Annotated in this window: 14 protein-coding genes; 12 read left to right on the top strand and 2 right to left on the bottom strand. The window is 69.1% G+C overall.

Features of this window, described 5'->3' with window-relative positions:
* Positions 1 to 295 precede the first annotated feature (295 nt).
* The 4 genes from EAS64_RS26180 (at position 296) to EAS64_RS26165 (ending at position 3,157) form a co-directional block, all read left to right on the top strand.
* Positions 296 to 637, top strand: a complete 342-nt coding sequence (locus tag EAS64_RS26180) for a metallopeptidase family protein (protein WP_145857176.1) — start codon at positions 296 to 298, stop codon at positions 635 to 637.
* 812 nt (positions 638 to 1,449) lie between these two features.
* Positions 1,450 to 1,773, top strand: a complete 324-nt coding sequence (locus tag EAS64_RS26175) for a hypothetical protein (RefSeq protein ID WP_145857174.1) — start codon at positions 1,450 to 1,452, stop codon at positions 1,771 to 1,773.
* Positions 1,774 to 1,909: 136 nt separating this feature from the next.
* Positions 1,910 to 2,365, top strand: coding sequence for a hypothetical protein (locus tag EAS64_RS26170; protein WP_187366190.1), 456 nt, complete (start codon positions 1,910 to 1,912; stop codon positions 2,363 to 2,365).
* 369 nt (positions 2,366 to 2,734) lie between these two features.
* The gene (locus EAS64_RS26165) at positions 2,735 to 3,157 is read left to right on the top strand and encodes a hypothetical protein (protein ID WP_145857169.1); all 423 of its coding nucleotides are present in this window, start codon (positions 2,735 to 2,737) and stop codon (positions 3,155 to 3,157) included.
* Between the two features lie 8 nt (positions 3,158 to 3,165).
* Here the strand turns inward: EAS64_RS26165 and EAS64_RS26160 are convergent, their stop codons facing one another.
* Positions 3,166 to 3,516, bottom strand: a complete 351-nt coding sequence (locus EAS64_RS26160; protein ID WP_145857167.1) for a DUF8606 domain-containing protein — start codon at positions 3,514 to 3,516, stop codon at positions 3,166 to 3,168.
* Between the two features lie 250 nt (positions 3,517 to 3,766).
* Between EAS64_RS26160 and EAS64_RS26155 the strand changes: the two genes are divergently transcribed.
* The 7 genes from EAS64_RS26155 to EAS64_RS26125 all read left to right on the top strand — a co-directional run bounded on the left by EAS64_RS26155 (position 3,767) and on the right by EAS64_RS26125 (position 9,353).
* Positions 3,767 to 4,762, top strand: a complete 996-nt coding sequence (locus EAS64_RS26155) for a dipeptidase (protein WP_187366189.1) — start codon at positions 3,767 to 3,769, stop codon at positions 4,760 to 4,762.
* A gap of 646 nt (positions 4,763 to 5,408) precedes the next feature.
* Entirely contained in the window at positions 5,409 to 5,891 is a 483-nt protein-coding gene (locus EAS64_RS26150; RefSeq protein WP_187366188.1) for a VOC family protein, read from the top strand.
* Between the two features lie 2 nt (positions 5,892 to 5,893).
* Positions 5,894 to 6,094, top strand: coding sequence for a bleomycin resistance protein (locus EAS64_RS26145; RefSeq protein ID WP_145857163.1), 201 nt, complete (start codon positions 5,894 to 5,896; stop codon positions 6,092 to 6,094).
* Positions 6,095 to 6,336: 242 nt separating this feature from the next.
* Positions 6,337 to 7,119: an enoyl-CoA hydratase/isomerase family protein gene (locus EAS64_RS26140; RefSeq protein ID WP_145857161.1), complete on the top strand. Its 783-nt coding sequence runs from the start codon at positions 6,337 to 6,339 to the stop codon at positions 7,117 to 7,119.
* A gap of 14 nt (positions 7,120 to 7,133) precedes the next feature.
* The gene (locus EAS64_RS26135) at positions 7,134 to 8,297 is read left to right on the top strand and encodes an acyl-CoA dehydrogenase family protein (protein WP_145857159.1); all 1,164 of its coding nucleotides are present in this window, start codon (positions 7,134 to 7,136) and stop codon (positions 8,295 to 8,297) included.
* Positions 8,294 to 8,848: an acyl-CoA dehydrogenase family protein gene (locus EAS64_RS26130; protein WP_145857157.1), complete on the top strand. Its 555-nt coding sequence runs from the start codon at positions 8,294 to 8,296 to the stop codon at positions 8,846 to 8,848. The genes EAS64_RS26135 and EAS64_RS26130 overlap by 4 nt, the downstream gene beginning before the upstream one ends.
* The gene (locus EAS64_RS26125) at positions 8,778 to 9,353 is read left to right on the top strand and encodes an acyl-CoA dehydrogenase family protein (RefSeq protein WP_187366187.1); all 576 of its coding nucleotides are present in this window, start codon (positions 8,778 to 8,780) and stop codon (positions 9,351 to 9,353) included. The genes EAS64_RS26130 and EAS64_RS26125 overlap by 71 nt, the downstream gene beginning before the upstream one ends.
* Before the next feature lie 104 nt (positions 9,354 to 9,457).
* Here EAS64_RS26125 and EAS64_RS26120 read toward each other — a convergent pair whose 3' ends face one another.
* A complete protein-coding gene (locus EAS64_RS26120; protein ID WP_187366186.1) occupies positions 9,458 to 10,663 on the bottom strand; it encodes an FAD-dependent oxidoreductase in 1,206 nt (401 codons plus the stop codon).
* Positions 10,664 to 10,877: 214 nt separating this feature from the next.
* On the opposite strand from EAS64_RS26120, the gene EAS64_RS26115 reads away from it, so the two are divergent.
* Positions 10,878 to 12,350 carry a globin domain-containing protein gene (locus EAS64_RS26115; protein ID WP_187366185.1) on the top strand — a complete coding sequence of 491 codons (1,473 nt, stop codon included), beginning with the start codon at positions 10,878 to 10,880 and terminating at the stop codon, positions 12,348 to 12,350.
* Positions 12,351 to 12,352: the final 2 nt, after the last annotated feature.

Here is a 12,352-nt window from a genome sequence, read left to right as displayed (position 1 = left end):
GATCCTGATCAGTGCGCAGGCAAGAGCAGTGCAATGCCTCTCGGAACGTCGGCACATGCCGCTGAGGACGAGCGCTCGCCGGCTCCCCCACGCACAGAACTGGCCTATCGGAGTGCAGCCGCCGTGCTGGCCAAGCCAACTCTGAGCCGCGCGAAATCGGCGATCTCGCGGCATTGGTGACCGCCAGTCTGACCTCGCTGCCGGCAACGCTGGCCGACGTCCGTGATAGCCGCCTTGCAGTGACGGGCACTGCTCATCGCCCGCCTGCCCGCGGTGCCGGATGGACAATGGACTGATGATCGAGGTGGAACCCGGGCGCTTCGAGGAGATGGTCGCCTCGGGGCTGGACGGGCTGCCGGAGGAACTCGGCCGGCTGATGAGCAACGTTGCCGTCACGGTCGAGCACCGCGCCGGGCCGCCCGGCCTGCTCGGGCTCTACGAGGGCGTTCCCCTCACCAGCAGGACGACCGGGTACGCCGCGGTCCTGCCCGACCGGATCACCATCTACCGCAAGGCGATCTGCGCGATATGCCAGTCCGAGCAGGAGGTCGCCGACCAGGTCCGGCGGACCGTCATCCACGAGATCGCACACCACTTCGGCATCGACGACCGACGCCTGCGCGAACTGGGCTGGTAACACGACAGGCCACCGCCAGCCCGCAGCTAGGCCGTCGCACGTCAACCGCCGATCTGATCGGCCTGCGCGGCCATTATCGGCGAGGACGTCTGCCGCGCCGACTGGGGTGATCGGCGCCCGCCGCGGTCCTGTCCGTCGAAGGTGAGGAGGCAGGTCATGGCAGTGGTGATCGGCGTGGACCCGCACAAGGCCTCAGGCTCACGCCCCCAGGACGCCGACTCTTCGGCCAAGCCACTCCCGGACCAAGAACCACCGTACCTCTACGACGTCGGCAAGGAAATAACCGCACCTCAGAGACTCATAGGAAGACCAGCGGTCCCACTTGACACAAAGAGGAATCGATCTGCGCCTCCAGCGATGGCAATCGGCGCTTGGTTCTCGCCATGCATATCGGGGCGTTCTGTTGGGTTCCGATGACTTGGCGGAGATCGCCGAGTCTCACTCCTCGCGTTCACTTTGTCCTTCGTGCGAGTCGCAGTAATGAGCGTCGAAAAATTCCGAGTGCATTGCAGTGAAGTGCCCTTGGGTGCATTCTGTTAGCAGGATTCGCCGGACTGGGGGTGGGCGATGGGTGGGGAGTTGCGCCTTCACGTTTCGGAAGAGGGCGCAGATGCTGGGCGGCTTCCTCTGCTCACTGGACACCTGCAGGTGGAGCTTCTTCAACTGAACGTTGCGAATGTTGTTGCCCCGCGGGCTGGTGACACGCCGCCAGACGCCCGGGGGGCGGCGTGGCCGCTGCTGGTGCCCTGCTGGTCGCTCTTGGCCAGTCCGCCGATGCTCGGATAATCCTATGATTTGTGGCGGGAGGGGCGATGGGGGAACGACTGAATGCCTGGAACGCCGCCTGGAGCGCCGCTGGCGGCGTGATCATGCTGGCTGGGATCACCAGTGCGCCACTGCTGTGGCCGGATTTCGGCCATTCTGCCTGGGAGCTTACGCTCGCAATTCTGGCCACGGTGGCGATTCCGTTCGGTCTGTACTGGATGATCGCAGCCCTGAAGCAGTGGTGGCCGTTTTCCACTGGCGGCAGGACACACGCCGAACCGGCTGAGGCTGACCAGCTTCCGGGGCCAGTTATCCCGCCCGTATCAGACGATGAATTCCAGCGCCACCTACGAGGCAACAAACAGAGTTAACAGATTTCTGGCGATTGGGGGAACGGCTATGGCCGCTAACACAGGAGGCCCGGGCAGTGACGGTCAGGGCAAAGGCCTAAGCATCAGCTTGGCTGCGCCACGCACGCTGCGGATAGCCGCAGATGAGACCGGGCTCGTGGCCGGCAATGAAGTTTTCGGTATCACACTGTGTGGTTTCGGGGTCGCCTTTGCCGGGTTCGCGGTGGGGCTGCGAGACCTGAACTCCACGTCCTTTGATCTTCCCATCATGCTGTCCATTATGGGTTTCGGAGCGGTACTCGTCATGGTCGGTGTGGTCGCGGCGATCCTCCGGAAGGAAGGCCGCAGGCCAGTGCAATCGACCGAGCTGATCGCTCTCAGCAGCCGCCCGATCGCCCATCTGTCCAAGTCGCTGAATATCTTGAATTATGAGGTTCTGGAGTCACTTCGCGGCGCAGCCTCTATATCAGACTTCACGGCCCGGCTCGATGGGATACGCGCCAACGGACAAGGTGACTCTCGCGAGGTCCTGCGCAACGACTCGGATCTGCTGCCTGAGCTGAACCTGATCCGCATCGCGCTGGAACGGTCGCCGCTGACGACCCAGAGCTGACCGAGGACGCTGCCCGCGCTCAGGGTATTGGTGAACAGGGACGGGTTGACGTCTGGGTGAACGCGAAAGAACTTGTCCAGCTGATGGTTGAGCTTGCATAGGCGCGCGGATCAGCGGCACGTGGCGGCACGCCCGCGGGAAGCTGTCCAGTTGCTTCCTGATGCTGCCGATCTCCCCCGGAGAGCATGCCGAAAGCGCTTAGTCGTCTGATCAGCGCTTGGCCGCGGGAAGGCGGTAGCCGGGCGCCCACGGTGGCACCTTGCGCGTCCGATCCTCCCAGGTACCTGGGCCGCTGGTTGTCTGTGGCCGCACGTCCGGATGGTTGCGTTTCCTAGTAGGAAGTAAGAACTACCTAGAGCTGGAGGTCACATGGTGAGTGCAACCGTCGGGGGCCGCCCGTTCGACTTCAGCAGGGAAGAGATCGAACGGCGCATGCGAGGCATCCAGTCCGAGCCGATCCGGGAGCATCTCGTCGAGGTTCTCGGCACCGTCTATCCGCCAAAACAGGTTCTGGCGACAATCACCGGCTGGGACCGCACCAGCTTCACGACGATGGAGGCACAGCGCGTACTCTCGCGAGTCGGCTTTGTCTGTCGGAGGGCAGGCACGGTTGGCGGCGGGCGACGCGCCTGGGTCGTCGACCAGGCGTCCGATGGCAGGGTCGAGGCCATCGCCGAACCGGAGGTTCCGGACACGCGGCTGACGCGGCTGGAGACCCAGCTCGCGGTCGCGCAGGAGGCGATCGCCTCCCTCGCTGCCCGCGTCCAGAAGCTGGAGCTGGCCGCCCGCTGATCGTGGAGTTAGCAGGTGACGTCATCAGGTGGGACCTGACCGCAGTGCAGGCGCTCGGGTCCCCACCGGAGTTTCCCACACGGCCGCGCGGCCAACGTCGCCGCAGTTCTGAAGTCGGTAATGGGGAGCACATCCCGCAGGACGCGTCCGACTCCGACGTAGCTTCGCGGGGGATGATGCACGAAGACGCGGGCGCCGGGCTGCAGAACCTCCAGCGGCCTGCTCCAGCGTCTGCCGCCGCCGGCGGCGACGTAGCCCCAGGTGCGGGCGTCCTCCCACGAGCGCCGCAGGTCGTCGCCGAACATGACGTAGTAGTCGACCCCGTTCCACTCGCCCGGTGTCCGCTTGGGCTTCTTCATTTCGATCGTTCGCGAGCTGGCAAATCGACGTTCAGCCCTCGGCCGGACGCGAGCGAGCACGCGGCGCTCGGTCGTGGGGAATGGTTCATCGGCGCGGGCTGCCTTCTCCTGCATCAGTTGCCGCTACTCGCTCGTAATCGGCAGGCGCTTCTCCATGCGGGACGTCGGCCGGTCGGCGAACCACTCGCTGGCTGCCGCCCGTTGCCCTGCCGAGATGGCTCGGCCTGGAGGCCATGTAACGTCGCGGGATGTGAGCGCAGAGTCCGGGCCGTGGATTGACCTGCACAGTCACGCCGGCCGTTGTTTCCTTGCCGGCCTTCCTGCCGGGCACCCGATGGTGGCGTCGCTGGGGGCTTCGTCGGTCGCCGGCGCGGTGCGGGACGCCAGGGCCGGGGGCATGACCGCGCTGGTCCTGGCCACCGTGTCCGACTTCGCCGTGCTCCGGCCCGACCCGGTGACCGGGTTGCGCGCGCACCGGGAGTTCCGCCCTGGCGAGGCGTACGCGGATCACCGCCGCCAGCTTGACGGGCTCCGGCAGGCGGTGGCTGCCGCGGGCGCCGAAGTGGTGACGTCGGCGGCCGGGGTGGGCCAGGCTGCCCGCGGCGGTCGGACGGCGGTGCTCCTAGGCTGCGAGGGCGGCGACTTCCTTGAAGGTGACCTGCGGCGGCTGGAGGAAGCCCGCGCGGCCGGCGTCATCGTGCTCACGCTGGTGCACTACCGGGTCAACGAGATCGGCGACGTGCAGACCGCACCGCCCGTGCACGGCGGGCTGAGCCGGTTCGGCCGGGACGTGGTCGCCGAATGCGGCCGGCTGGGCATCGTGGTGGACTGCGCGCACGCCAGTTTCGCCACCACCACGGACGTGCTGGAGGCAGCCAGCCAGCCGGTGATCATCTCGCACGGACAGCTCGGCCACGCCGGCAGCGCGCACCCGCGGCTGCTGACCACCGCGCACGTGACGGCGGTCGCCTCGGCCGGGGGCTTGATCGGCGCCTGGCCGGCCGGGCTGACCAGCCAGTCCCTGGCCGACTTCGCCGATGAGATCATCCGGCTCACCGAGGCGGCCGGGCCCAGCCGCGTGGCCATCGGCACCGACCTGGACGGCAACTACCGGCCCGTCCTGACAAGCTACGCCCAGTTCGAAGACCTGGCCGGGCTGCTGCGGGGCCGCGGGCTTCCGCAGGACCACATCGGACAGATCCTCGGCGGCAACATCGAAGGCCTGCTCCGCCGCATCATCCCGTGAACGCGCTAAGGCCGTCGAGCGGATGAAAGCCTGTCCGGCCGGGCTGACGGCAAGGCCTTCCTGGCAGCTGCGTAGCGGGCGGCCTAGGCCGATGACCTGTGGATATGCTGTGAACGAGGCGGTGGATAACCCCGCTTATGCGTGGATAACCACCGTCATTCTGTGGATAACGAAAATAATCTCAATTGCTCCCCTCAGACGCTTGCGCCCCGGGAGGACTGAGGAGTAGAAATACACACACGTCGGAAACGGGCACCTCCCCAGGGAAACCCCAGGGACGCGGAAGGAGCCGGGAAACCGGAACCGGAAGCGGGTGGCTGGCCCCGGCGGTCGGCCCGCCGGAGCGGTGCTGCCGGGCAACTGGCCAGCCTGGGTCGGTGGGTCGAGCGAGGCCCCCTCCATCTCATACATGGAGGGGGCCTTGTCCTATTGTGCCCGACTGGCATATCCCCGCCCGCCAACGACACGCCAACAAATGGTGGCCAAACGCGGACCTGCCTTTGACTTCAAGTCGCGGTCTCACACTGTGCATCGGTCACGTGCGAGGCCGGCGCCGCTGTATGCCGGGAGTCATAGAGCGTGATTCAAGGCGATGCCTGCCTGGGTAGTGAGGTGCTACCAATACCCGTGCGGTACGGAGGTCAACATGAGCACTCACGCAAGCAGCGACACCTCGCTGGAGATGCCGGAACCGGGCACCATCGACATGAAGCTTGAGGTGGTGACGTTGCCGGTCACCGATGTGGACCGGGCAAAGCGGTTCTACCAGAATCTCGGGTGGCGGACGGATGCGGATATCGTCCGGGGCGATGCCTTTCGGGTGGTTCAGCTGACGCCGCCCCATTCGGCGTGCTCGATCGCCTTCGGGACGGGCCTGACTACTGGCGAGCCGGGCTCCGTCCAGCGCCTGCTGCTGATCGTCGCCGACATCGACGCTGCCCGTGCGGACCTCATCAGCCGCGGCGTCGACGTCAGCGAGCTGTTCCACCTCGCCGGGGGACGTGTTCCCGGCCCGGACCCGGAAGGCCGCTCTTACCAGACTTATGCCGCCTTCAGCGATCCGGACGGCAACGGATGGCTGCTCCAGGAGATCAAGACGCGCCTGCCGGGCCGGGAGTGGGAGGGCTGACGATGGACATCGCTGCCCTGGCCGGCCTGCTGCACGAAACGGCCGAGCATCACGGCCCTTACGAGAAGAGCCACGCTCCGCACGACTGGTGGGACTGGTATGCCGCCTACATGGACGCACGCGAGCACGGGAGCACGCCGGACGCGGCTTCGGAGGCAGCGGGTCGCTACATGGCGGAAGTCCTGCACGTTCCGCCCGCATGATTTCAGCGCGCAGAAATAGCGGGGTTCCGCTGATGAGCTGCCGAAGGTGTTCCGCCCGGACACCACGGCGCGGTCGTCCTGGTCAAGACCGTCGCAGACCTGGAACAGGCGCGCGAACGCCGTGAGGGGCCTGGGCGCTCCGGCTTAGCGATACCGCGTACTCGCCAACGAGGCCATCCTCGAACTACTGTGACGGCTGCTGTCTGGATGCCGGACGATGGCATCGCGGTCGAGGAGGACTCATGGCGGACCTGGAGTACGACGTCGCGGACGGGATCGGGACGATCCTGCTCAACCGCCCGCGGCTGAAGAACGCGTTCACGTTCGCGATGATCGACGACTGGGCGCAGGCGCTGCGGTCGGCGCGGACCGATCCCGCGGTGCGGGTCGTGGTCGTCACCGGGGCCGGCGACGCGTTCTGCTCTGGCGTGGATCTCGATGAGTTCAACGCGCAGGCCGGCGGGCCGTTCGCGCTGAAGTCCGCGCTCACCGACCGCATCCACCGGGTCGCGTACGCCTTGGAGGACCTGGACAAGCCGGTGATCGCGGCGGTGAACGGCACTGCGGTCGGCGCTGGCATGGACATGGCGCTGATGTGCGATATCCGGCTGGTCGCCCGTTCCGCACGGATGTCGGAGGGCTACATCAAGGTCGGGCTGGTGCCCGGCGACGGCGGCTGCTACTACCTGCCGCGCCTCGTCGGCATGGCCAAGGCGCTTGAGCTGCTGTGGACCGGGGACTTCGTGGACGCCGAAGAGGCGCTGCGCCTCGGCATCGCCAGCCACGTCTACGACGACGAGGGCTTCCGCGAGGCGTGGCTCGGCTTCGCCCGCCGCATCGCGGCACAGCCGCCGATCAACGTGCAGATGATCAAGCGGGCGGCCTACCAGTCGGCCCGCACCGACGTGCGCACCGCGCTCGACCTGATCTCCTCGCACATGGCTGTGGTGCACAGCACGCGCGACTCCGCCGAGGCGATGGCCGCGTTCCGCGGCAAGCGCGCCCCGGTGTTCGAGGGACGCTAGGCCGCGGCCCGCTGATGGACCTGTGGAACCTGGAGGCGGTGACGCTGCCGCCGGCCCTGCACACGCTGCGCCGGGAGGTGCGCGCGTTCCTGGCCGAGGAGACCGCGGCCGGCCGGCTCGCGCCGCACTGCGACCAGTGGCTCGCCGGGTGGGACCCGGAGTTCAGCCGCCGGCTCGGCGCGCGCGGCTGGATCGGCATGGCCTTCCCCGTGCGCTACGGCGGGTCGGCGGCCGGTGCCCTGGCCCGCTTCGTGGTCACCGAGGAACTGCTCGCGGCCAGCGCGCCGGTGGCGGCGCACTGGATCGCCGACCGCCAGTCCGGTCCGGCGCTGCTCAGGTTCGGGACGGAGGAGCAGCAGGGCGCGTTCCTGCCGGGCATCGCGCGGGGCGAGTGCTTCTTCGCGATCGGCATGAGCGAGCCGGACACCGGCTCGGATCTCGCGTCGGTGCGCACCACGGGACGGCGGGTGGACGGCGGCTGGCGGCTGTCCGGGACCAAGATCTGGACCAGCGGGGCGCACGCCGCCCACGCGATGATCGCGCTGGCGCGGACCGAACCGCTTGCGGCTTCCCCCGACGGCCGGCATGCCGGGCTGACCCAGTTCATCATCGGCCTGCCGGACTCGAACGTGCACATCCGCCCCATCCGGCTGCTGACCGGCGAGCATCACTTCAACGAGGTCGTGCTCGACGACGTGTTCGTGCCCGACAGCCGGGTACTCGGCGAGCCGGGGGCGGGCTGGCGGCAGGTGACGAGCGAGCTGGCCATGGAGCGCAGCGGCCCCGAGCGGATCCTGTCCACCTTCCCGCTGCTCAGCGCGGCCGTCGACTACCTGGCAGCCGCGGACGGCGATCGCGGTAGCGCTGCGCGGATCGGGGCGCTTGCCGCCCGCCTGTGGGCGCTGCGCCAGCTCTCCCTCGCGGTGGCCGGACGGCTCGAGGCCGGCGCCGCCCCCGAGGTGGAAGCCGCGGTAGTCAAGGATCTCGGCACCCGTTTCGAGTCCGCCGTTACCGAGACGGTCCGGCTGCTTGTCCAACTGGAACCGGACCTCGGTGCCAGCGATCCGCTGCCCAGGTTGCTGGCGGAGGCCATCCTGCACGGTCCTGGTTTCACCGTGCGGGGCGGCACCAACGAGATCCTGCGCGGCGTCGTCGCCAGGGCGCTGGGGGTACGGTGAACGACATCGCGCAGGCGCTGGCGGCGAGTGTGGCGGACGCGTGCGCCAGGCACAGCGACACCGACGCGGTGACGGCCTCCGCCGACGGCGGCTGGAACCCCCGGCTGTGGACCGCACTTGAGCAGATCGGCGTCACCACGGTGTCGGTGCCCGAGGAACACGGCGGCTCGGGTGGCGACACCGCCGCCGCGGTGGCCGTGCTCACGGTCCTTGGACGTTACTCGGCCGGGGTGCCGCTGGCGGAGACGGCGCTGCTGGCCGGCTGGCTCCTGGCGGGCTGCGGCGCTCCGCTGCCCGACGGCCCGCTGACCGCCGCCGTCGCCGGCGACGGCCTGCGGCTGCACCGCGAAGGCGGGCCGGTGGTCGCTGCGCGGCACGCTCGCCCGCGTGCCGTGGGCTCGGCAGTCAGGTCACGTCGCGGTGCTCGCCGGCGACCGGGTCGTCCTGCTGCGCCGCGGCGAATTCGCCATCCGCGCGGGGGTGAACCTGGCCGGCGAGCCGCGCGACGACGTGTCCGTCGACGTCGTGGTTCCCGCCGCGCAGGTGCATGAACTGCCGTCCGGTTCACCTGTCTCGGCGCGGGCGTTTCGCGAGCGCGCCGCGCTGGCCCGCGCGGCGCTCATGGCCGGGGCCGCGCGGCGGGCGCTTGAGCTGTCGGTCGGCTACGCGGGCGAGCGCGAGCAGTTCGGCCGTCCGATCGGGCGCTTCCAGGCGGTGCAGCAGCACCTGGCCGCGATGGCGGGCGAGGTCCTGCTGTGCACAGCGGCCGTCGAGGCCGCGGCGCTCGCCCTGGACGGCGGCTCCGGCGCCGACGTGGCCGTGAGCGCGGCGAAGGCCGTCGCGGGCCAGGCCGCGGGCCTGGTCACCTCGCTCGCCCACCAGGTGCACGGGGCGATCGGATTCACCGAGGAACATCCGCTGCGGCACGCCACCATGCGGCTATGGGCCTGGCGGGACGAGGCGGGCAACGAGGAGGAGTGGTCGGCCGGCCTCGGCCAGCGCGCGCTTGACGCGGGCGCGGAGGGCCTGTGGCCGCTGATCACCGGAACACGTTAAGACGGCTAGCTAGCATCGCCTCGACACCGTTGCGCTACGTGGAGCGTGACCAAGCCGTGAGGGGGTGACGCGAAGCCACGCAACCGTTCGGGATGATCTCTGCCTTACTTCCACGCGGGAATTGCCTGTGACGCCTTGTGGTGGTGGGCCTCGAGGTAGCGACGGGTCATGAGCAGCGCGGCGATCCCGTCGCCGACCGCGGAGCCGAGCTGCTTGGTCGATCCCGAGCGCACGTCGCCGGCGGCGAAGACGCCCGCCATGGACGTCTCCATGGTGGGGCCGGTAACCAGGAACCCGCCGGCATCGCGTTCCACGTCATGGCCGAGGAATCCGTTATTGGGCTTCAGCCCGATGAACACGAAGGCGGCGGCGGCCGGGAAGCGGAACACCTCGTCGCTGTCCCGGTCGCGGGCCACGACGGCGGCGAACCGGCCGCGATCCCCCTCGAGACTGACGATGTCCACGCCGGTGCGGATGTCGAACTGCGGGTCGGACCGCACCCGTTCCTGGAGCACGGGCGAGGCGGTCAGGCCGGAGCGGGCCAGCACCCGGACCTTCTTGGCGAACTCCGACAGGTGCAGGCCCTCCTCCAGGGCCGAGTTGCCGCCACCGATGACCACGACCTCGTCGGCCCCCTTGTAGAAGGGCCCGTCGCAGGTCGCGCAGAAGTGCACGCCGGCGCCGATGAGGCCGTCCTCGCCCGGCACGTCAAGGCGCTTGTACGTCGAGCCGGTGGCCACGATCACGGCGTGGGAGGTGAGCTGCTGGCCCGACGACAGCGAGGTATTCAGCTCATCGTCATCGTGCTCGATGGCGGTGACCGATACAGCGGAAACGAGCTCCACCCCGTACCGGCGCGCCTGGGCCACGAACCGGTCGGCCAGCTCGCCGCCGGAGATGCCGTCGGGGAACCCCGGGTAGTTGTCGATCTTGTCGCTGATCCCGGCCTGGCCGCCCAGGGCGCTCGCGTCCACGACGATCGCGTCGATGCCCTCGCGGGCTGCATAGATGGCGGCTGCCAGCCCGGCCGGCCCGCCTCCCACGATGACCAGGTCGTAGGCGGACCGGTCGGCTTCGAGGGTGAGGCCGATGCGGCGGGCAAGCGCTTCGTCGCCCGGGTTCACCTCGTGCGTGCCGTCCGGGTAGACGACGGTGGGGATGATCTGCCCGCCGTCCTGCATCTCCTTGAGCCGCTCGATCGCCTGGGGATCGGTGTCAATGTCGATGCTGGTGTAGCGGACCCGGTGGGCGGCGAGGAACTTCTTGACCCGCTTGCAGTGCGGGCACCATGGTGCCCCGTATACGGTCATGACCGGCTCGTCCGCAGAGACCATTGCCCACCCCACCCGGATTCCAGGCCGCCGCCCCCTATACCGGAGACTGCGAGCATGCTAACCCAATCCTCGGGTGGCCCACGTGCACCGCAGCCGGGAGATGGACGGGAGGCAAGGAGAAACGTAGGCTGCCGCTGTGGCACATCAGCTGGCACAGGTAACTGGTGCCGGTCTTGAGCACCGTGGCCTTTTGAATTACGCGCCGGGTTTCCGGCCCTTCCGCGATACCGTCCTGTTCGAACGGATCGGCGGCCAGGCAACGGTCGACAGGCTTGTTGACCTGCTGTATGAGGGAATCGCGGTCGACGATCATCTGCGTCCGTTGTTCGGGCGCGACGTGACTGCGAGCAAGCCGCGACAGAAGCTGTTCTTCGCCGAGTGGCTGGGCGGCCCCCGCCGGTACAGCGAGAGGGCGTGGACGGACCTGAAGCACGCCCACGACGGCAAGCCGATCACGCACGCGCTGGCCGGCCGGTGGCTGGGGCACTTTCAACGGGCGCTGGAGGCCACGGTCGCCGCAGACAGCGACCGCAGGACGATCTTCGGACAGGTCCGCCCGCTCGCCGTGGCTCTGGTCAGCCAGCCCGCGCCGCAGGACGTGGCCTGGTGCGGGATCGGTGCCCGTGCCGTGACACGGGCAACGGAGCTCGCTCGCCGTGGTGATGTCGCCGGGCTTGGCGCGGCGCTGGCGCAGGCGCCGGATCTGCTGCGCCCGACGTACGCCGCCGCGGTGATGCAGGCGGCGGCGCTGGCGGGCCGCGCCGAGATCGTGCGGATGCTGCTCGACAGGGGTGTCGGCCCCGACGGGCCGTTCTATCTTCCGGTGGGTGTCACCGGGCGGGCGTTCGAGCGGGTGATATACGTGACACCGCTGTGTGCGGCCCGGTTCAAGCGCCGCGCGGCGGTCGAGTCGCTGCTGCTGGCGGCGGGCGCCAGCGAGGACGTCTTCACTGCGGCATTCCTCGGCGACCTCACCGTGCTCACCCGGATGCTGGCGGCCGATCCTGGCCTCGCACTGGCGGCCGATCCCGCGGTAGACGTTCTCGACATCACACCAGTGGAGCACGCGGTCGCGGGCGGGCAGGCAGGCACGCTTCGGATCATCCTTGGACACATCGCCCATCCGCTTCCCGGGGCCGTGCGAGCGTTGCGCGGCGCCGCCGCGCAGGGCAGCCTGGCGATGGCCGAACTGCTGCTGGCGCACGGCGCGGACGCAACGCGGATCGGAGTCGGACGCTGGGTCCTTCACCCTGAGCTCGCTCCGCTGCTTGCCAGCCGGGGAGCGGCCATCGGCTCCTCGGGCTCGTGGATCGGTGCCGCTTGCACCGGAAATCAGGGCCGCAAGGACGATCCGGAGTACGTCCGCGCGCTGCTGCGCTATGGCGCCCGCGCGACCGATCGCCGCAGCGGTGACGTCATGAAGGGCGCGACCGGCGTCCTGGCACTCAACGCGACGGCTCTGCACTACGCCGCCAAGGCAGGCTTCCTGCGCACCATCGAGGTGCTCCTCGAATCCGGGGCAGACCCGGCCGCCCGCGACAGCCTCGGCCGAACGCCGCTCGACTGGCTGGAACAAGCGGCGCCGTCGGTGTCGCGGGCAGCGGTCCGTCACCTGCTCGCGCCCGAACGAGAACAGGGCTCCGCCAGCCAGACGGCAACATAGGC

The sequence above is a fragment of the Trebonia kvetii genome (genome assembly GCF_007827045.1).
Taxonomy (GTDB): Bacteria; Actinomycetota; Actinomycetes; order Streptosporangiales; family Streptosporangiaceae; genus Trebonia; species Trebonia kvetii.
The sequence above is the reverse complement of the archived record's forward strand: the minus strand, read 5'-3'. Positions and strand labels throughout refer to the sequence as shown.

What these genes read in the sequence shown, in the direction of transcription:
- EAS64_RS26140 (WP_145857161.1), top strand. Translation starts at nt 6,337, where the DNA reads ATGGCGGACCTGGAGTACGACGTCGCGGACGGGATCGGGACGATCCTG.
- EAS64_RS26175 (WP_145857174.1), top strand. Translation starts at nt 1,450, where the DNA reads ATGGGGGAACGACTGAATGCCTGGAACGCCGCCTGGAGCGCCGCTGGC.
- EAS64_RS26135 (WP_145857159.1), top strand. Translation starts at nt 7,134, where the DNA reads ATGGACCTGTGGAACCTGGAGGCGGTGACGCTGCCGCCGGCCCTGCAC.
- EAS64_RS26165 (WP_145857169.1), top strand. Translation starts at nt 2,735, where the DNA reads ATGGTGAGTGCAACCGTCGGGGGCCGCCCGTTCGACTTCAGCAGGGAA.
- EAS64_RS26180 (WP_145857176.1), top strand. Translation starts at nt 296, where the DNA reads ATGATCGAGGTGGAACCCGGGCGCTTCGAGGAGATGGTCGCCTCGGGG.
- EAS64_RS26160 (WP_145857167.1), bottom strand. Translation starts at nt 3,516, where the DNA reads ATGAAGAAGCCCAAGCGGACACCGGGCGAGTGGAACGGGGTCGACTAC.
- EAS64_RS26120 (WP_187366186.1), bottom strand. Translation starts at nt 10,663, where the DNA reads ATGACCGTATACGGGGCACCATGGTGCCCGCACTGCAAGCGGGTCAAG.
- EAS64_RS26150 (WP_187366188.1), top strand. Translation starts at nt 5,409, where the DNA reads ATGAGCACTCACGCAAGCAGCGACACCTCGCTGGAGATGCCGGAACCG.
- EAS64_RS26145 (WP_145857163.1), top strand. Translation starts at nt 5,894, where the DNA reads ATGGACATCGCTGCCCTGGCCGGCCTGCTGCACGAAACGGCCGAGCAT.